The organism is Amycolatopsis sacchari, assembly GCF_900114035.1.
Classification (GTDB): Bacteria; Actinomycetota; Actinomycetes; order Mycobacteriales; family Pseudonocardiaceae; genus Amycolatopsis_E; species Amycolatopsis_E sacchari.
On the sequence record NZ_FORP01000006.1, the window covers coordinates 213,659 to 231,427 of the forward strand.

The window sequence follows — 17,769 nt, forward strand, 5'->3', positions numbered from 1 at the left end:
TGTGATATGGCGTACGGTCCACGCTCTGGAATCGGTACGCTGGGTCTCATGCGTGTCCTCGTCGTCGACAACTACGACAGCTTCGTCTACAACCTGGTGCAGTACCTGGCGCAGCTCGGCGCCGACTGCACGGTGTGGCGCAACGACGTCGTGGACACCGAGCGCCTCGGCGAGTTCGACGGCGTGCTGGTCTCGCCGGGCCCCGGCACGCCGGAACGCGCGGGGCAGAGCATCGAGGTCGTGCGCCGGTGCGCGGAGCAGCGCACCCCGCTGCTGGGCGTCTGCCTCGGCCACCAGGCGATCGGCGTCGCGTGGGGTGCCACGGTCGACCGGGCGCCCGAGCTGCTGCACGGCAAGACGAGCCAGGTGCACCACGAGGGGACGGGTGTCCTGGCCGGGCTGCCGGACCCGTTCACCGCGACCCGCTACCACTCGCTGACCGTGCTCCCGGAGACCATCCCGGCCGAGTTCGAGGTCACCGCCCGCACGGAGTCGGGTGTGGTGATGGGCATGCGGCACCGCGAGCTGCCGGTCGAAGGCGTGCAGTTCCACCCGGAGTCGGTGCTGACGCAGCGCGGGCACCGGATGCTCGCGAACTGGATGGCCGCCGCGGGCCACCCGGTTCCCGACGCGACGGTGGATTCGCTCGTGCGCGAGGTCGAGGCGTTGCAGAAGGCCGCGGTGGCGTGACGCTGGTCCGGCTCGACCGGGTCGGCAAGAGCTACGGCCGCGGCCGTCCCGTGCTGTCCGGGGTGGACCTGGAGGTGCGCGGCGGTCAGGTGACCGGGCTGGTCGGGACGAACGGTTCCGGCAAGTCCACGCTGCTGCGCATCCTCGCGCGGATTTCCGAACCGACTTCCGGCAGCGTCGTCGGCACCCCTTCGACGGGCTACGTGCCGGACCGCTTTCCCGCGTCCACGCGGATGAGTGCGGTGGCGTACCTGCGGCACCTCGGGCGGATCTCTGGGGTGCCCGGCGCCGGGCAGCGGGCCGAGGCTTTGCTGGAGCGGCTCGCGCTGGAGGGTGGCCCTGGCGCGCCGATCCGCCGGTTGTCGAAGGGCAACGCGCAGAAGGTGGGCCTGGCGCAGGCGCTGCTGGCGGAGCCGGAGCTGCTGGTGCTGGACGAACCGTGGTCGGGCCTGGACCCGGCGGCGCACGGCGTGCTGGGCGAACTGATCGCGGAGGCACGGGACCGCGGCGCCGGCGTGGTGTTCACGGCGCACGACGAGCGCGTCGCACGGGTCCACGCCGGCCAGGTCTTCCGGTTGGCCGACGGCGTGCTGAGGGAGGCGGCCGATTCGGTCGCGCGGGTCGTGCTCTGCCGGGACGGTGACCGGAAGGAGCTGGCGGTGCCCTCCGAACAGGTCGACGAGGTGCTGCTGGACGCGTTGCGGAGCGGTTGGTCGGTGCGGGAGGTCCGGCGGTGATCCGGTACCAGCTGGCCCTGCTCGGGCACTCGCAACGCTGGCTGCCGCCGTCACTGCTGTTCGCGCTGCTGCTGGGCGTCGTGTACGCGGACCCGGGCACGCCGGTGCTGCCGGAGTTCGCGTTGAGCGCCGGTGGGCTCGCGGTGATCACCTGCTGGCTGACGATCGCACTGGTCGACGCCGAGGACCCGGTCCAGCGGCTGATCACGCGCGTCCACGCCCGCCGGCTGTCGACCGTGCTCGGCGGCGTGGTGGGCGCGGTGCTGGTCTGCGGGGCGCTGCTCACGGTCGCGCCGCTCGTGTGGTCGTCGGTGGTGCACGGCGGGAACCCGCCCGGCACCCTCGGTCTGGGGATCCTCGCGCACCTCTCCGCCACGGCGACGGGCATCGCGGTCGGCCTGCCGTGCTCGCGGCTGCTGTTGCCGCGGATCGGTTACACGGTGCTGACCGCCCCGGTGGTGCTCGCGGTGGTGCTGCTGATCCGGCAGGTCCCGCTGCTCAACCCGATGCTGCGAGCCCTGGCGGCGGAGGCTCCCGCCACGGGACCGTTGGTGCTCGGCGCGGTGACGTCGGTGGGGTTACTGGTGGTGAGTGGTGTCGCGGTCGGGGCCGTCGTCCAGCGCCGGAGTTGAGTCGGCGAGGACGTGCTCTGCCGTCGCGGCGGCCTCGATGATGTCCCGCAGGCGTTCGGGCGTCTCCCGCTTCACACGGGGACCGCTTCTGCCAGCACCCGGTCCCGGATCCGGGCCTTGAGGCCGTTCGGCGTCGCTACCTGGGTGAAGACGTTCAACAGCTCCTCCACGTCCAGTGCGAAGCCGGACATGGCGAAGTAGCCGCGGCCGGGCTCCATTTCCACCAGCAGGTCCAGGTCGCTGTCGTCGTCGGCTTCGTCTCTTGCCACCGAGCCGAACACGCGGACGTTCCGCACCCCGTACTTCTCGGCGATGCGGTAGATCTCCTCGCGGTGGGCACGCACCTCCGCCAGCGTCACCCGGCGGTGCGGGGCGTCGACGACTGCTCCGGCCATGACGCCAGTATCGCAGTCCCGCCACCGGCCCCGCCACGGCGAACGCGGTGGGCCGCGACGTGCCCCGGACAGCAGTGAGGCCAGGTCCCGCGCGGGGACCTGGCCTCAGTCAGCCTTCAGACGGATCACGGGAATCCGGGGATCCCCGTCCGCGGTGATGACGTCGTCGTCGGCGTCGTGGTGTTGCCGCCGCCTCCGCCGTTGCGCCGCTCGCCGATGAACAGAGTGATCGTCTGGTTCTTGGCGATCTGGGTACCCGCCGCGGGCGCGGTGCGGGTGACCTTGCCGTCCTCGTCGGGATCGTTGACCTGGTCCACCTGGTAGTTCAGCGTGCCGTCCCAGCCCGCCTGCCCCAGCCGCTGCTGCGCCTGCTGCTGGGTCAGGCCCGTCAGGTCCGGCATGGTGATCTGCTGCTGCGAACCGTCGGACACGTACAGCGTCACCGTGGTGCCCTCCGGCTGGAGACCCGCGTTCGGCTTCTGGTTCACGACCGTGCCCTCGGCCTCACCCGACGCCTGCGTCTCCTTCTTCACCACGAACCCGGCGGCCTGCAACGCGGCCTGCGCCTCGGAGAACTGCTTGCCCGTGTAGTCGGTGATCTGGACCATGTTCTTGGTCTTGCCCACGGTGATCGTCACCGTGGTGCCCTCGTCCACGGTCGCGTTGGCCGCGACGCTCTGCCGGACGACCTTGCCGTACTGGTTCGGGTCGCTGACGTCCACCTCGGGCACGTTCGGGTCGAGGTACAGGCCCACCGCCTGCAGCGCCGCCGTCGCCTCGTCCCTGCTCTTGCCCGCCAGGTTCGGCACCGACACCTTCTTCGGCGCCGTGCCGACACTCAGCTTGATCTCGGTCGACGTGGCCACCGTGGCCCCGGCCGCCGGGTCGGTGGACAGCACCTTGCCGACGTCGTCGGGGTTCGCGCACGCCGGCTGCTGGTTCGGCAGCATCTTGCACGACACCGGCACGATCGAGACCTTCGTGAAGCCCGCGTTCCGGAGCGTGTCCGTCGCGACGTTCTGCTGCTGGCCGCGCACGTCCGGCACCGCCGCCGCCGGGGCCTTCGTGTCGAACGCGCCCGACAGCCACACGATGAACGCGACCAGCGCGAGCCCGATCACGGTGAAGATCACCGCGGTCCACGCCCTGCGCCGCCGCCTGCGGGCCGGGTCGTCGGCGTAGGAGTCGCTGTACTCCTCGTAGTCCGCGGCGTGCCCGGCCGGGCCACCGCCGTTGAGCACCTGCGTGCGCTCGTCCGCCGTCATCACCATCGGCGCCGACGGGCGCTGCCCCGACAGCACCCGCACCATGTCCGACCGCATCTCCGCGGCCGACTGGTAGCGGTTCGCCGGGCCCTTGGCCAGCGCCTTCAGCACGATCGCGTCCAGCTCCGGCGACACCGCCGGGTTCACCGTCGACGGGGCCTTCGGGTCCTCACGGACGTGCTGGTAGGCCACCGCGACCGGCGAGTCCCCGGTGAACGGCGGCTCGCCCGTGATCAGCTCGTACAGCACGCAGCCCGCGGCGTACACGTCCGACCGCGCGTCCACGCCCTCGCCGCGCGCCTGCTCCGGCGACAGGTACTGGGCGGTACCGATCACCGCGGCGGTCTGCGTCATCGCCGCCTGGCCGTCGTGCATTGCCCGCGCGATGCCGAAGTCCATCACCTTCACGGCGCCGTGGTTGGTGATCATCACGTTCGCCGGCTTCACGTCGCGGTGCACGATGCCGTGCCGGTGCGAGAAGTCGAGCGCGGCGCAGACGTCCGCCATGACCTCCATGGCCCGCTTCTGCGACATCGGGCCCTCGGTCTTGACGATGTCGCGCAGCGTCCGACCGTTGACGTACTCCATCACGATGTAGGGGAGCGGACCGTACTCGGTCTGCGTCTCACCCGTGTCGTAGACGGCGACGATCGCCGGGTGGTTGAGCGCCGCGGCGTTCTGCGCCTCGCGGCGGAACCGCTCCTGGAACTGCGGGTCCCGCGCCAGGTCCGCCCGCAGGATCTTCACCGCGACCTCGCGCCCGAGGCGGATGTCGGTGCCGTGGTGCACCTCGGACATGCCGCCGTAGCCGAGCGTGTCGCCCAGTTCGTAGCGGTTGGAGAGCAGTCGGGGTGTGCTCATCGGAGAAAGCCTGTCCATTCCGTCCAAGGTGTACTCATCATGCCCCGTAGGTCGTCGGTTCGGGGGGAGGTGCCTGCCCGTGGCCCGGCACCAGTTCGCTCGTGCCCACTCTCCCCGGCTGGACCGGCTCGTCCCGTGAGCCGAGCAACCGGGGCAGGACCAGCACCGCGGCGACGACCAGCCCCACGACCACCACGGCCAGCACCACCCACAACGCTGTCAGGTTCCGTCTCCGCGGCGGCACGGGCATCGGCACCACGCCGCTCGGGTGCCCCATCGGCGGGGGCGCCACGGGCTGCAGCACCGGGTGCGAGACCGGGCCCACCGGGGGCGCGTACGCCTGCACCAGCCCGGACGGCGTCGGCAGCGGGAGCCCCGCCCGCACCGCGGCGACCGCGGCCGCGAACTCACCGCCGGTCCGGTACCGCTGGCGCGGGTCCTTGACCATCGTCGCCTCGATCAGCGCCCGCGCGCCGGGCGGCACGTCCGGCGGCAGCGGCGGCGGCAGGTCCCGGATGTGCATCATCGCGACCGTCACCGAGTGCTCCGACAGGAACGGCCGGTGCCCCGCGAGGCATTCGTAGCCGCACACCGCGAGCGAGTACACGTCGCTGGCCGGCTCCGCGTCCTGGCCGAGCGCCTGCTCCGGGGCGATGTAGTGGGCGGTGCCCATGACCATGCCCGAGCGGGTCACCGGCGCGGCGTGCGCGGCCTTCGCGATGCCGAAGTCGGTGATCTTGACCTTGTTGGCGGGCGTGACCAGGATGTTGCCCGGCTTGATGTCGCGGTGCACCAGCCCGCGCTCGTGCGCGGCCTGCAGCGCGTGGCCCGCCTGCTCCAGGATGTCGAGCACGCGGTCCGCGGCGAGCCTGCCCTCGCGCGCCAGGATGCCGGCCAGTGGCTCGCCCTCGACGAGCTCCATGACCAGGTACGCGATCGAGTGGTCGTCCGCGGCGGATTCACCGTAGTCGTGCACGGCCGCGATCCCGGGGTGGTTCAACGAGGCCGTCGTGCGGGCCTCCGTGCGGAAGCGGTGCAGGAACTCGGCGTCCCCCGACAGCTCCGACTTGAGCACCTTGACGGCGACGGTGCGGTCCAAACGGGTGTCACTGGCCTGCCAGACCTCGCCCATCCCCCCGACGGCGATCCGGCTGACCAAGCGGTAGCGCTCCGCCACCAGCTGACCCGTGGACAGCATCCGCTACCCACCTCCGAGCTGCGCGTTGATCGCGGCCCGGCCGATCTCCGCGGCGACGCTGCCACCGGTGGCCTCCAGGCCCCGGTTGCCACCCGACTCGACGATGACCGCGACGGCGATCTGCGGGTCGTCGGCCGGGGCGAACGCGGTGTACCAGGCGTGCGGCGGGGTGTTCTTCGGGTCGTTGCCGTGCTCGGCGGTACCGGTCTTGGAGGCGATCTTGATGTTCGCCTTCTTACCGCCGCCCTTCGTGTTGTCCTCCGACGCCTCCATCATCTGCTTGAGGATCTCGGCGTTGGCGGCGGACAGCGCCGGCGTGCCGGTGAGCTCCTCGGGCGTGAAGCCCTGCAGGTCGGACAGGTCGGGGGCGAGCAGCTTCTTCACCAGCTGCGGCTTCATCGCCATGCCGCCGTTGGCGACGGTCGCGGCGAGCAGGCAGTCCTGCAGCGGGGTCAGCCGGACGTCGCGCTGGCCGATACCGCTCTGGTACAGCGCGGCGGTCGAGTCGAGCGCGCCGAGGCCGGACGCGGCGACCTTCGTCGGGATCGCCAGGTCGGTCTGGCCGATGCCGAAGTTCGCGGCGGTCTGGCGCAGCTTGTCGGCACCCAGCTCACCCGCGAACGTCGCGAAGGGGACGTTGCACGAGTGCGCGAGGGCATCCTTGAAGGTCGTGCCGGGGCACGTCTCGCCGCCGTAGTTCTCCAGCGTGACGTTGGTGCCGGGCAGCTTGACGTTCGGCGCGTTGCTGACCGGGGTGTCCGGGCCGGCGCCGTTCTGCAGCTCGGCGGCCGCCACGACCAGCTTGAACGTCGAGCCCGGCGGGTAGGTCTCCGAGATCGCCCGGTTCAGCATCGGGTTCTTCGGGTCGTTGGTGAACTGCTTCCACGCCTTCTGCTGCGCGTCCCCGTCGTGCGAGGCGAGGCCGTTCGGGTCGTAGGAGGGCGTGGAGACCATGGCGAGGATTTCGCCGGTCTTCGGGTTCATCGCGACGACGGCACCGGTGTAGCCCCTGGACGTCATGGCGTTGTAGGCCGCCTGCTGGACCGCCGGGTTGATGGTCAGCTGGACGTTGCCGCCACGCGGGTCCCGGCCGGTGACCATGTCCGACAGCCGCCGCACGAACAGCCGCGGGTCCGAGCCGGTGAGGATGTCGTCCTCGACCCGCTCCAGGCCCGCCGAGCCGTAGCGCACCGAGTAGTAGCCGGTCACGGGCGCGTACAGCGGGCCGTTGACGTAGTGCCGCTCGAACTTCAGCTTGTCGTCCGTCGCCACGACGTCGGCGATGACCTGGCCGTTGTACTGCGACACGAAGCTGCCGCGCTGCCGCGAGTACTCGTCGAGGAGCACCCGCTGGTTGCGGGAGTCCGTGCGGTAGTCGTCGGCCTTCACCACCTGGATGTAGGTGCTGTTGATCAGCAGCAGCACCACCATGACGAGCATGGCGATGCCGACGCGGCGCATGGGCTTGTTCACCGGGCACCCCCTGCTTCCGGATCGGCGGGCGGGCGCTGCACCAGCACGGTGCTCGCCTCCGCGATCGGCGCCTGCTGCGGCGGCGCCTTCGGCCGCGCCTTGGGAGCGGGCCGGCGGGCGGCGTCGGAGATGCGCAGCAGCAGCGCCACCAGGATGTAGTTCGCCAGCAGCGACGAACCACCGTAGGACAGGAACGGCGTCGTGATACCGGTCATCGGGATCAGCTTGGTGACCCCGCCGACGATCACGAACACCTGCATGACGATCGAGAACGACAGGCCGCAGCCGAGCAGCTTGCCGAACGTGTCGCGCACCGCGAGCGCGCTGCGCATCCCGCGGGTGGCGAGGATCAGGTACACCATCAGGATCGCGGCGAGCCCGACGAAACCGAGCTCCTCGCCGATCCCGGCGGTGATGAAGTCGGTGTTGGCCTCGGGCACGATGTCCGGCCGCCCGGCACCGAGCCCGGTGCCGCCGACCCCGCCGGTGCCCAGCCCGAACAGGGCCTGCGCGATCTGGTAGCCGCCGCCGTCGTCCATGTAGGTGGCCAGCGGGTCGACCCAGTTCGCCACCCGCTGCTGGACGTGCGTGAACAGCTTGTAGGCGATCAGGCAGCCGACCACGAAGAAGCCGAGCCCCGTGACCACCCAGATCGCGCGCTCGGTCGCGATGTAGATCAGCACCAGCACGATCGCGAAGAACAGCAGCGACGTACCCAGGTCCTTCTCGAACACCAGGACCAGCAGGCAGACCGCGGCGGCGATGAGCAGCGGGCCGAGGTCGCGGGCCCGCGGCAGCTCGACGCCGAACACCTTCTTGCCCGCGATCATGAACAGGTCGCGTTTCGCCACCAGGAACGTGGCGAAGAAGACCATCAGCAGGATCTTCGCGAACTCACCCGGCTGGATCGAGAAGAACGGCAGCTTGATCCACACCTTCGCGCCGTTCGTCTCGGACAGCGAGCGCGGCAGGATCGCGGGCAGCGCGAGCGCGGCGATGCCGACCAGCCCGCACGTGTACCCGTAGCGGGTCAGCGTCCGGTGGTCCTTCACCCAGATCAGCACCGCGAGGAACAACACCAGCGAGAGCGCCGTGAACAGCACCTGCTTCGGCGCCGCGGCGCTGTAGTCGCGGCCGCTCTGCGTCGCCTTCTCCGTCAGCGCCAGGTCGATCCGGTAGATCATGACCAGGCCGATGCCGTTGAGCAGCGCGACGCTGGGCAGGATCAGCGGGTCCGCGTACGGGGCCCAGCGGCGCACCGCGAAGTGCGCGACCCCGAACAGGCCGAGGTAGGCCAGGCCGTACCAGATGATGGAGAAGGACAGCTCCTGCTCCTGGTTGGCCTGCACCAGCACGAACGCGCACGTCACGATGAACGCGGCGAAACCGAGCATGGCCAGCTCGGTACCCCGCCGCGTGGGCAGCTCCCGTTGCGGGTTGCTCTGGTAGATCGCGGCGGCGGAGTCGGGCGTCGCCTGGCTCATCAGCCACCGCCACCCGGCGGGGGCGTCGTCTGGCAGTCCGTGCCCGTCGGCGCCGGCGACGTGCCCTGGTCGGCCGGCTGGGTGGTGCAGTCCTTGAGCGTCTTGTAGCGCAGGAAGTTGTTGATGTAGTCGCGCGCGGCCTGCAGGGTGTCCTTCTTGACGCCGTTGCGCACGGCGTTCTGCGCGTCCTGCTGCAGCTGCGGCACGGTCAGCACGTCGCACAGCGAGCCGCCCGGCGGGCACGAGCCCTCCGCCTCCTGGTGCAGCTGGACACCCAGGATGCTGCCCGGCACGCCGCGGAAGATCGCGACCTCGTTGTTCGGGCCCTCGCCGACGTAGTACTGGCTCAGCACGAAGTACCGCGTGGCGATGCCGCCGGCGCCCAGCAGGACCAGCACGAGCAGGATGCCGACGAACCAGCGCCAGCGCCTGCGGCGCTTCGCCTTCGGGTCCGGCTCGGGTTCGGAGAGCTGCTGCGGCGGGGGCGGCGGGGGCGCGGTGAGCGCCCTGGCGCGCGCGGCGGGCGAATCGCCCTGGTGGTACTCGTCGCTGCCGTCACCGGCGGCGCCGCCCACGATCGGCGCGTCCTCGCCGAAGTCCACGTCCACCACGTCGGCCACGATCACGGTCACGTTGTCCGTGCCGCCGCCCTTGAGCGCCAGCTCGATCATCCGGTCCGCGCAGTCCTGCGGGTCGGGGATCTGGATCGCCTCGGCGAGCGTCTCGTCGCTGACCATGCCGGACAGCCCGTCCGAGCACAGCAGGTAGCGGTCCCCGGCACGCGCCTCGCGCACCGTCAGGCTCGGCTCGACCTCGTGCCCGGTAAGCGCTTTCAGCAGCAGGGACCGCTGCGGGTGCGTCGCCGCCTGGTCCGCGGTGATCCGGCCCTGCTCGAGCAGCTCGTTCACGAAGCTGTCGTCACGGGTGATCTGCGAGAACTGCCCGTTGCGGTAGAGGTAGGCGCGCGAGTCCCCGACGTGCACCATGCCCATGCGCGAGCCGGAGAACAGCATCGCGGTCAGGGTGGTGCCCATCCCGTCCAGGTCGGGGTCGTTCGCCACCAGCTCCGAGATGGCCGCGTTCCCGCCCGAAACCGCGTCTCTGAGCTGGGAGAGCAGGTCGTCGCCGGGCTCGTCGTCGTCGAGCGGGGCGAGGGACGCGATGACCACCTTGCTGGCGACCTCACCCGCGGCATGGCCACCCATGCCGTCGGCGAGTGCGAGCAGGCGCGGTCCCGCGTAGACCGAGTCCTGGTTGCTCGAACGAACCAGGCCACGGTCGCTTCGGGCCGCGTAGCGAAGAACGAGTGTCATGGGCGAAGCTCGATCACCGTCTTGCCGATCCGGATGGGGACACCGAGTGGAACTCGGAGGGGTGCAGTGACCTTAGCCCGGTCGAGGTAAGTCCCGTTTGTGGAGCCCAGGTCTTCCACGTACCAGTCATTACCCCGCAGGGAGATCCGCGCGTGCCGCGTCGACGCGTAGTCGTCGTCCAGCACCAGCGTCGAATCGTCGGCCCTGCCGATGGTGATCGGCCTGCCGTCGAGCGCTATCCGGGTCCCCGCCAGCACCCCGTGCGTCACGATCAGCTGCCGGGGGGTCTTGCCCGACCCCTTCGGCCGCTGCTTCTCCTTGCCCCGTCGCAGGCCGGGGATCGCCACCTTCAGCCCGGAGGCCGCGTACAGATCGGACCGCACCACCCGCAGCGCGGCCAGCACGAACAGCCAGAGCAGGATCAGAAAGCCCACCCTGGTGAGTTGAACGACCAGCTCTGGCACCTGTTGTGTCAGCTCCCGCCTTCTGTGCTCCCACCCGTGACACCGGTGCGCCACGGGCCCCCGCCGGAGGTAATTCTGCGGGACAGGGGATACCAGCTTCCCAGCGGCTCGGCCAACGGAGGCAGACAGGTGCCCGTGCTGCCGTCCGGATCAGGCCTGCGTGCGGAACACCAGGGACGAGTGGCCCACCCGGATCACGTCACCGTCGGCCAGCTGCCAGGTCTGGACCGGCGTGCCGTTGACGGTGGTGCCGTTGGTGGAGCCGATGTCGGCGAGCGTCGCGCTCTGGCCGTCCCAGGTGATCTCCAGGTGCCTGCGGGACACACCGGTGTCCGGCAGCCGGAAGTCCGCGTCCTGCCCGCGGCCGACCACGTTGCCGCCCTGCTTCAGCGAGTAGGTGCGGTTCGAGCCGTCGTCGAGCTGGAGGGTCGCCTGCAGCTGGCGGTTGCCGCCCTGCACCGCGGGCGGGGCGTAGCCCTGCTGCGCGTACGGGTCCGGCGCGCCCTGCGGCTGGCCGTAGCCGGCCTGGTCGTACCCCGCCGGCGGGGCCTGCCCGTAGCCCTGGTCGTAGCCGCCCTGCGGCGCCTGGCCGTAACCCTGGTCGTAGCCGGGCTGGCCGCCGTAGCCGCCCTGCCCGTACCCGCCCTGGCCGTAACCACCCTGGGGCTGGCCGTAGCCGCCCTGGTCGTAACCGCCCTGGGGGGCCTGCCCGTACCCGCCCTGGTCGTAGCCGGGCTGACCGCCGTAACCGCCCTGGTCGTACCCGCCCTGCGGCTGCTGGCCATAGCCCTGGTCGTAGCCCTGCTGACCGCCGTAACCCTGGTCGTAGCCGGGCTGTCCCTGCTGTCCGTAGCCGTACTGGCCGCCGTGCTGGCCGTACGGGTCACCCTGGTCGTATTGGCCGTAGCCGGGGGGCTGGCTCATTGCTGGGTCTCCTGCGTTGCTGGGTCGAGCTGGCCGTCCTGGACCCGGACCGCCACGCGCGCTGACGTCCGGGTCGACGGATGAACGGATCTTGAATTGTCCAGTATGCAGCGCCTCGTTGCGCTCGAGCGAGACTACGACGTCACCATAGGTGTCCCAGCCGTGCTCGGCGAGGTGCTGCCCCACCGCTTCGGCGAGCACCCCGGTGACGCGTTGTTCGTCGCCGGCCATCCGGTCGTGGTCGGCCGGACCCAACGACACCACGTAGTGGTTCGGGGCCAGGAGCCTACCGCCGGCCAGCTCACGGACGTTGTCCTCGCTCTCCCGTTCCAGGGCTTGCGCCACTTCCTGGGTGACGACGTTGCCGCCGAACATGCGCGCGAAGGTATTGCCCACCAGGCTTTCCAGGCGTCGATCGAACCGTTCAACGCGGCCCACCGGGACTCGTAGCCTCCTTCGCACGTGTGCTTTCGCATCGATCCTATCCGCATCCGGGCCTACGGACACGGCCCCCGGTGAAACCCCTCGAACCGGCCTGATACAGTTTCCTGGCTGCCGCAGTTGAGGCACTCGGGGCGAGTGGCGGAATGGCAGACGCGCACGGTTCAGGTCCGTGTGTCCGAAAGGACGTGAGGGTTCAACTCCCTCCTCGCCCACCCTGTTCAGACCCCCGGCGAACGCCGGGGGTCTTTCCCGTTGTCCTTATCACATCTGGGGGGCGACCCCCCAGACCCCCACGGTGCGTGCTCCTCGCCTTTGGTGGGTGGTGCTTGTTGTCTGGACCAGCTGTGGTTTTTGGTGCTGTCGGGTGCGGTGGGGGGCGGTACGGTTTGGGGGTGCAGAACCAGTTCGGTGGGGAGGCCGAGTCCGTTGTCATGGCACGTGACATCGGGGAGGTGCACTTCCATGAGGTTCGGCGAGGGGCGGCGTTGTGCCAGGTGCCGGTGGTGCCGGCGCACTACACCGACAACGAGCGGCCGCTGGGGGAGCTCGACGAGTGGTTTGCCGCTGGTGGCGGGCCTCGCGTCGCGATCGTGCGTGGGGCGCCCGGGTCGGGGCGCACCACGCTGGTCAACCACTGGGTCGGGCGGCACCGGCACGACTATCCCGACGGGCGGTTCTTCGTGCGGCTCGCGAGCGGGCCCGACGGCGCCGACCGGGAGCGGGCCGCGCTCCGCGAGCTCCTGCTCGCCACCAGCCACCGCCCCGAAGAGATCCCGGCGAGCCTGGACGGACGGGCAGGCTGGTGGCGCTCCTGGACCACGGGCAAGCGCGTCGCCCTCGTCATCGACGACGCGTTGACCGCCTCCCAGGTGCACAGCCTCCTGCCGGGAGAGGGCGCCTCCGCGGTACTGGTCACCGAGGCGGGCCGCCTCACCGGGCTGCTCGCGTCCGCGACGGCCACGCTCGTCGACGTCGACCCGATGGCCGATTCCGCTGCCCGCGAACTCCTCGGCCGGCTCGTGGGCGCGGAGCGGATCGCGGCCGAGCCCGAGGCCGTCGACCGGCTGCTCGCGCGCTGCGAGGGTTCGACGATCGCGTTGTGCGTGGTCGGGGCGCTGCTCAAGGAGTTCCCGGACCGGCCCATCGCCCGGCTCGCCGACAAACTCGCGCACGACGAGCGCGTGCTCCGCGAGCTCTCCCGGGACAGCAGCCTGTCGGTCGCCGTGGTGTTCGACGCCGCGTACGAGCGGCTCGGCGAGCAGGCGCGGCGCTGCTACCAGGCGCTGGGCGCACACCCGGGAACCGGTGAGGTCTCCGTCGACGCCGTCGCGGCCGTGCTCGCGGAACCGGCCGACGACGTGTCGGACGCACTGCAGGAACTCGTGCACGCCAGGCTGGTGAGCACGCCCGAGGAAGACCGCTACCTGATGTCCGGGCTGGTGCGGCGGCACGCGCGGACCAAGGCCGTCGACAGCGACCGGGTGCTGCGCGGGTTCGTCCAGCACTACCTGACGCGCACGGTCGCGGCGGCCGCGTTGCTCATGCCGGACCGGGTGTGGCACCGCGCGCTGCTGCCCCGCGTCACCGCGTCCGGCACGGCGTCGTCCGCGGAGCAGTGGCTGGACGTCGAAGGGCAGAACGTCCGTGCCGCGGTCGAGGTCGCCTCGCGGCTCGGCCTGCTCGACGAGGTCTGCCGGTTCGCGGTCGCGTTGTGGCCCTACTACGAGCGGGGTGGCCACACCCAGGACATGGTGGCGGTCAACGAACTCGGCCTCCGCGCCGCCGGAGCGCGCGGCGACGACCTGTGCCGCGCGGTGCTCGGGTTCCAGCTGGGGTTCGCCCACCTGCAACGCGAGGACACCGACCGCGCCATGGCAGTTCTGCGCGAGGCGCAGGATGCCGCCAGGCGCGCCGGTTCGCTCGAGGCCGAAGCCACCGCGGTCGAGTCGCTCGCGCTGGCCCACCTCGCGCGCGGGGACGCCGAAGCGCTCGGCCTGCTGCGCCGCAACGTCGAACTCGCCGCCGCCACCGCTGACCCGCGGCGTCTCGCGCTCGCCCGGCTCCACCTGGCCAAGGCCGTGCCGCCCGCGGAGGCCCTGCCGCTGCTGGACCAGGCGGCGGAGGGACTGCGGACGGAGGAGTACAACCTCGCGAAGATCGACCTGTGGCGCGGCCGCAAACTGCGTGAGGCCGGCCGGCTGACCGAGGCCGCGCAAGCGCTCGACCGGGTCGGGGCCGGCCACCGCGAGCGGGGTGAAGCGCTGGTCGAACAGGCGGAGCTGGCACTGGCGCTGGGCGAAACCGAGCGTGCCGCGGAGAAACTGCGGGAGGCGGAGGAGCTGTTCCGCCGCCACGGGCTCACCGCGCTCGCGCGCTCGGTGGCCGATCGGCCGGTTTGATCAACGTAGTTTCGGCGCGGTAGCGCTGTCCGCCCACCACGACCGTCAGCGGGCCCGGAACCGCCGAGTGCAGGAGTGCGGCCGCGAACGCGGCGACGGGTCCGGTGACCGGGTCGAGCCGGATGAGCGCGCGGTCGGCCGTGCCGACGAGCCAGCTCGTGGCGGTCAGCCGGGCGACGGCGAGCCGGCAGCCCGGCAGGTTCGCCAGCGTCCGTTCGATCCAGTGCTCCGCGTCGCGGGGGCGGTCGTGGACGAGGACGTCGGCGAGGTCGAGCAGCCGGACGTTCGGTTCCTCCGTGTCCACCACGAGGTGCCCGTCGGGGCACGGTGCGTCGGGGTCACGCAGCACCTCCGCGGGGAAGCAGGTGACCGTCGCCTCGTCGTCGCCCCAGCGCACCTGGACGAGCTGGGCGTGTGCCCGGGGCACCCGCACCTCCGGCACGGGCAGGGCGCGGATCTCCGCGGAGTACCGCGGTGGTGCGAGGTCCAGCCAGCGGTAGATGGTTTCGCGCAGCACGGCCGCCGACTTCCCGGGCAGTGACGTCGTGAGCCCGGTGATCTCGGTCAGATCAACGGGTTCCCGGACGGCCCGTTCCAGCTGCGGACCTGGCGGGGCGTGCGGGTCCAGCCGTGGTGCCACCTCCAGCAGCCTGCCGATCGGGGACCGCGGGTCCACGGCGTCCGCCGGGGCGGCGGCGAGCAGCAGCGGTGTGCCGAGCGCGGCGGAGTAGAAGCTGACCGAGCCGTGGTCGCCGATCGTCACGTCCGCGGCGACGAGCGCCGGGCCCCACAGCCGTTCGCTGGGCAGCACGAGCACGCCGGCCCGTGCGCAGTCGGCCAGCCAGCTGTCCACCTGCCAGCGCGAATGCCGTCCGGCGATGTTCGGGTGCAGCGCCACGGCGAGCCGGTAGGTCCCGAGGTCCAGCCCGGCCGCGAGCCGCGAGACCAGGCCGGGATCGCTGCCGTACAACGAGTTCGCGCCCCACGTCGACGACACGAGCACGAGCCGCTGGTGCGGGCGGACGCCCAGTGCCTGCCGGTAGGTCTCCCGCAGTGGGCGGCTCGCGACGAGCCGGTCGAAGCACGGGTCGCCCGCGACGAGTGCGGCGCCGACGGCCTCGGGACAGGCTTCGGCGAGGCGCGTGAGCTGCTCGGCGTGGGAGAGCACGATGACCGACGGCACCGGCCTGCCGCGGTGCAGCAGCCACGGGCTCGACAGCCCGAAGACGCTCCTGGCCCCGTCCGATTCGAGGTACTTGTTGTAGCCCATGCCGTGCGGCACGACCATGAGCGGCGCGGTGATCTCGTGCAGGTCCCCGCCGTAGCTCGCGGCGATCGCGAAGTCCGGCCGCTGCCGCAGCGCCTGCCGCCACGGCAACAGCCGGGTGATCCCGGCACCGGCGAGGAACGTGTCCGTGCCCGCGGTGAACGCGCTCGAACCCGGGCACGTGAACACGGTCTCGACGCGGGGGTCCTCGGCGAACAGCGGGAGGACGTCGAACAGCCGGGTCGCCGCGGTGGTGTTGTGCACCACGGCCAGTACGGTCCGCTCGGCGCGGACGGTGCTCCAGCTGTCGACCGACACGACGGCCCATCCTAGAACGGGGTCACGGCGTCCAGGTGGTGTTGGCGCCGCAGAGGACGATCGCCGGGAGGGCGCCGGGGACCTGACCGGCCAGCCAGGCGGCGAACGGCGTGGCCGCGGCGGGTTCGACGGCCAGGCGGAACTCCTGCCACAGCACGGTTTGCGCGTCGAGGATCTGCTCGTCCGTGACGCGGAGCGCGTGGACCGGGTGGCTGGTCAGGATCCCGAAGGGCACTTCGCCGATCCGGGTCGCGCCGAGCGCAGACGAGGCGACCGAGGTGGTGTCGGCGTCGACGGGGTGGCCCGCTTCCAGTGCCCGGTTCAGGCAGTCGCAGTGCTCCGGTTCCACCGCGACCGTCAGGCGCCCGCCGCCCAGTGCGATCCCGGCCGCGAGACCGCCGCCGCCCACCGAGACCGCGATGGAGTCCACCTCCGGCACGTCCTCGACCAGTTCCGCCGCGACAGTGCCCTGTCCCGCGACGACGACGGGATCGTTGTAGGCCTCGACGTAGCGGGCACCGGTCACCTCGAGGGCCGCGGCGGCCGCCTCCGAGTAGGTGTCGCCGGCGCGGACCAGCTCGGCGCCCGCCGCCTCGATGCGCTCGGCCTTGCCGTCCGGAATGGACTTCGGGGCGTACACGGTCGCGGGCACGCCGAGGATCGAAGCCGCCGTCGCCACGCCGATGCCGTGGTTGCCGCCCGACGCCGTCACCACGCGTTCCGGCAAAGGACCGCTGAGCAGCGCGTTCAACGCACCCCGCAGTTTGAACGAGCCCGTCCGCTGCAGGTGCTCCAGCTTGAGCACCAGCGGCCGCCCGTCGAACTCGGTGCGCAGGACGGGCGTGCGGCGGACGTACGGGCGGATCCGCTCGGCGGCGGCCGAGACCTCGGAGGCGAGCGTGGCTGTCATACCTCCACTCTGCGCGCCGGAAGCCATTAGCGGATAACGCGGTTCGCTAAGCAGACTTCAGCGATACTTACGACGTGCTGCACGCCGAACGACTGCGGATCCTCGTCGAGGTGGCGCACGCCGGTTCGATCGCGACCGCCGCCCGGCGGCTGGGGTTCACGCCGTCGGCGCTGTCCCAGCAGCTCGCGCGGCTGGAGCGCGAGGTCGGCTGTGCGCTGCTGGAACGCCGTCCTACGGGTGCCTCGCTGACCGAGGCGGGGCGGCTGCTGGTGACCCACGGCGAGGTCGTCGCGGGCGAACTGCGTGCCGCCGAGCAGGCGCTGGCGGCGCTGCGCCGTCAGCCGGTCGCGGACCTGGGCATCGGCACGTTCGCCACGGCCGGTCAGGTGCTGCTGCCGCCCGCGATGCGGGCGTTCCGGACTGCCCACCCGGACACGAGGTTGCGCCTGATCGACCTCGAACCGCCGGACGGCTACGACCTGGTGGTGTCGGGGGAGCTGGACCTGTTGATCACGCACCGCTACCCGGGTGTGGCGCTGCCCCCGGTCCGCGGGCTGGCGCGGCAGCCGTTGCTGGCCGACCGGTTGCGGGTCGTGCTGCCCGCCGACCACCGGCTCGCCGGGGCGCCGCGGCTGCGGTTCGAGGACCTCGCGGACGACGACTGGGTGTCCGGCGACGGGAACGCGCCGAGCCGGATCTGCTTCGAGAGCCTGACCGCCGAGACCGGCATCCGGCCGCGGGTGGCGTACGAGACGCGGGACTACGCGGCGATCCTCGCGCTGGTGCGGGCGGGGCTGGGGGTGGCGTTCGTGCCGCAGAGCCTGCTCGGCAGCGCGGCGCGGGACGGCATCGTGGTGCGCGACCTCGACGGGCGGCGGCCCGTGCGGGAGATCTTCACCGTGCACCGCGCCCGCCCTCCCGGGCAGGTGACCACGATGGTCGACCTGCTCCGGGAGGTGGTGCGGAACAGCCGCCCGTAGGGCGTCCGTTGAGGG

The 17,769-nt window shown here is 71.6% G+C and carries 15 protein-coding genes and 1 tRNA gene; 6 read left to right on the plus strand and 10 right to left on the minus strand.

Annotation, left to right across the window (positions count from 1 at the left end):
- The first annotated feature begins 48 nt into the window (after positions 1 to 48).
- From BMZ92_RS13200 to BMZ92_RS13210, 3 genes are read left to right on the plus strand one after another with little or no spacing between them, the layout of a single operon-like run.
- A complete protein-coding gene (locus tag BMZ92_RS13200; RefSeq protein WP_091506740.1) occupies positions 49 to 690 on the plus strand; it encodes an aminodeoxychorismate/anthranilate synthase component II in 642 nt (213 codons plus the stop codon).
- Between the two features lie 2 nt (positions 691 to 692).
- On the plus strand, positions 693 to 1,427 hold the full coding sequence (locus tag BMZ92_RS13205; protein WP_091507080.1) for an ATP-binding cassette domain-containing protein: 735 nt from the start codon (positions 693 to 695) through the stop codon (positions 1,425 to 1,427).
- A complete protein-coding gene (locus tag BMZ92_RS13210; RefSeq protein WP_091506743.1) occupies positions 1,424 to 2,059 on the plus strand; it encodes a hypothetical protein in 636 nt (211 codons plus the stop codon). The genes BMZ92_RS13205 and BMZ92_RS13210 overlap by 4 nt, the downstream gene beginning before the upstream one ends.
- Positions 2,060 to 2,130: 71 nt before the next feature.
- On the opposite strand, the gene BMZ92_RS13215 is transcribed toward BMZ92_RS13210, so the two are convergent.
- The 8 genes from BMZ92_RS13215 to BMZ92_RS13250 all read right to left on the minus strand — a co-directional run bounded on the left by BMZ92_RS13215 (position 2,131) and on the right by BMZ92_RS13250 (position 11,874).
- Entirely contained in the window at positions 2,131 to 2,454 is a 324-nt protein-coding gene (locus tag BMZ92_RS13215) for a nucleotidyltransferase family protein (RefSeq protein ID WP_091506745.1), read from the minus strand.
- A 125-nt stretch (positions 2,455 to 2,579) separates the two neighbouring features.
- The gene (gene pknB / locus BMZ92_RS13220; RefSeq protein WP_091506748.1) at positions 2,580 to 4,580 is read right to left on the minus strand and encodes a Stk1 family PASTA domain-containing Ser/Thr kinase; all 2,001 of its coding nucleotides are present in this window, start codon (positions 4,578 to 4,580) and stop codon (positions 2,580 to 2,582) included.
- Between the two features lie 37 nt (positions 4,581 to 4,617).
- On the minus strand, positions 4,618 to 5,778 hold the full coding sequence (locus BMZ92_RS13225) for a serine/threonine-protein kinase (protein WP_091506749.1): 1,161 nt from the start codon (positions 5,776 to 5,778) through the stop codon (positions 4,618 to 4,620).
- A 3-nt stretch (positions 5,779 to 5,781) separates the two neighbouring features.
- Positions 5,782 to 7,251: a peptidoglycan D,D-transpeptidase FtsI family protein gene (locus BMZ92_RS13230; RefSeq protein ID WP_091506751.1), complete on the minus strand. Its 1,470-nt coding sequence runs from the start codon at positions 7,249 to 7,251 to the stop codon at positions 5,782 to 5,784.
- Positions 7,248 to 8,735 carry an FtsW/RodA/SpoVE family cell cycle protein gene (locus tag BMZ92_RS13235; RefSeq protein WP_091506753.1) on the minus strand — a complete coding sequence of 496 codons (1,488 nt, stop codon included), beginning with the start codon at positions 8,733 to 8,735 and terminating at the stop codon, positions 7,248 to 7,250. Before BMZ92_RS13235 ends, BMZ92_RS13230 begins: the two co-directional genes overlap by 4 nt.
- On the minus strand, positions 8,735 to 10,048 hold the full coding sequence (locus BMZ92_RS13240) for a PP2C family protein-serine/threonine phosphatase (RefSeq protein ID WP_091506755.1): 1,314 nt from the start codon (positions 10,046 to 10,048) through the stop codon (positions 8,735 to 8,737). Before BMZ92_RS13240 ends, BMZ92_RS13235 begins: the two co-directional genes overlap by 1 nt.
- Positions 10,045 to 10,512: an FHA domain-containing protein FhaB/FipA gene (locus tag BMZ92_RS13245; RefSeq protein WP_091506757.1), complete on the minus strand. Its 468-nt coding sequence runs from the start codon at positions 10,510 to 10,512 to the stop codon at positions 10,045 to 10,047. The genes BMZ92_RS13240 and BMZ92_RS13245 overlap by 4 nt, the downstream gene beginning before the upstream one ends.
- A 150-nt stretch (positions 10,513 to 10,662) precedes the next feature.
- Complete coding sequence (locus BMZ92_RS13250) at positions 10,663 to 11,874, minus strand: FHA domain-containing protein (protein WP_091506759.1); 1,212 nt, start codon at positions 11,872 to 11,874, stop codon at positions 10,663 to 10,665.
- A gap of 135 nt (positions 11,875 to 12,009) precedes the next feature.
- On the opposite strand from BMZ92_RS13250, the gene BMZ92_RS13255 reads away from it, so the two are divergent.
- Positions 12,010 to 12,092: transfer RNA gene (locus BMZ92_RS13255), tRNA-Leu, on the plus strand.
- A gap of 180 nt (positions 12,093 to 12,272) precedes the next feature.
- On the plus strand, positions 12,273 to 14,279 hold the full coding sequence (locus BMZ92_RS13260; protein WP_091506761.1) for a hypothetical protein: 2,007 nt from the start codon (positions 12,273 to 12,275) through the stop codon (positions 14,277 to 14,279).
- On the opposite strand, the gene BMZ92_RS13265 is transcribed toward BMZ92_RS13260, so the two are convergent.
- Together BMZ92_RS13265 and BMZ92_RS13270 are read right to left on the minus strand one after the other, a co-directional pair.
- Entirely contained in the window at positions 14,239 to 15,864 is a 1,626-nt protein-coding gene (locus BMZ92_RS13265) for a hypothetical protein (RefSeq protein ID WP_091506764.1), read from the minus strand. The genes BMZ92_RS13260 and BMZ92_RS13265 overlap by 41 nt on opposite strands.
- A gap of 22 nt (positions 15,865 to 15,886) precedes the next feature.
- Positions 15,887 to 16,774, minus strand: a complete 888-nt coding sequence (locus BMZ92_RS13270; protein ID WP_091506766.1) for a serine/threonine dehydratase — start codon at positions 16,772 to 16,774, stop codon at positions 15,887 to 15,889.
- A 74-nt stretch (positions 16,775 to 16,848) separates the two neighbouring features.
- Between BMZ92_RS13270 and BMZ92_RS13275 the strand changes: the two genes are divergently transcribed.
- On the plus strand, positions 16,849 to 17,754 hold the full coding sequence (locus BMZ92_RS13275; protein ID WP_091506769.1) for a LysR family transcriptional regulator: 906 nt from the start codon (positions 16,849 to 16,851) through the stop codon (positions 17,752 to 17,754).
- Positions 17,755 to 17,769: the final 15 nt, after the last annotated feature.

Excerpts from the sequence above, each read along its gene's own strand:
- BMZ92_RS13235 (WP_091506753.1), bottom strand. The coding sequence starts at position 8,735 with ATGAGCCAGGCGACGCCCGACTCCGCCGCCGCGATCTACCAGAGCAAC.
- pknB (WP_091506748.1), bottom strand. The coding sequence starts at position 4,580 with ATGAGCACACCCCGACTGCTCTCCAACCGCTACGAACTGGGCGACACG.
- BMZ92_RS13270 (WP_091506766.1), bottom strand. The coding sequence starts at position 16,774 with ATGACAGCCACGCTCGCCTCCGAGGTCTCGGCCGCCGCCGAGCGGATC.
- BMZ92_RS13240 (WP_091506755.1), bottom strand. The coding sequence starts at position 10,048 with ATGACACTCGTTCTTCGCTACGCGGCCCGAAGCGACCGTGGCCTGGTT.
- BMZ92_RS13215 (WP_091506745.1), bottom strand. The coding sequence starts at position 2,454 with ATGGCCGGAGCAGTCGTCGACGCCCCGCACCGCCGGGTGACGCTGGCG.
- BMZ92_RS13225 (WP_091506749.1), bottom strand. The coding sequence starts at position 5,778 with ATGCTGTCCACGGGTCAGCTGGTGGCGGAGCGCTACCGCTTGGTCAGC.
- BMZ92_RS13200 (WP_091506740.1), top strand. The coding sequence starts at position 49 with ATGCGTGTCCTCGTCGTCGACAACTACGACAGCTTCGTCTACAACCTG.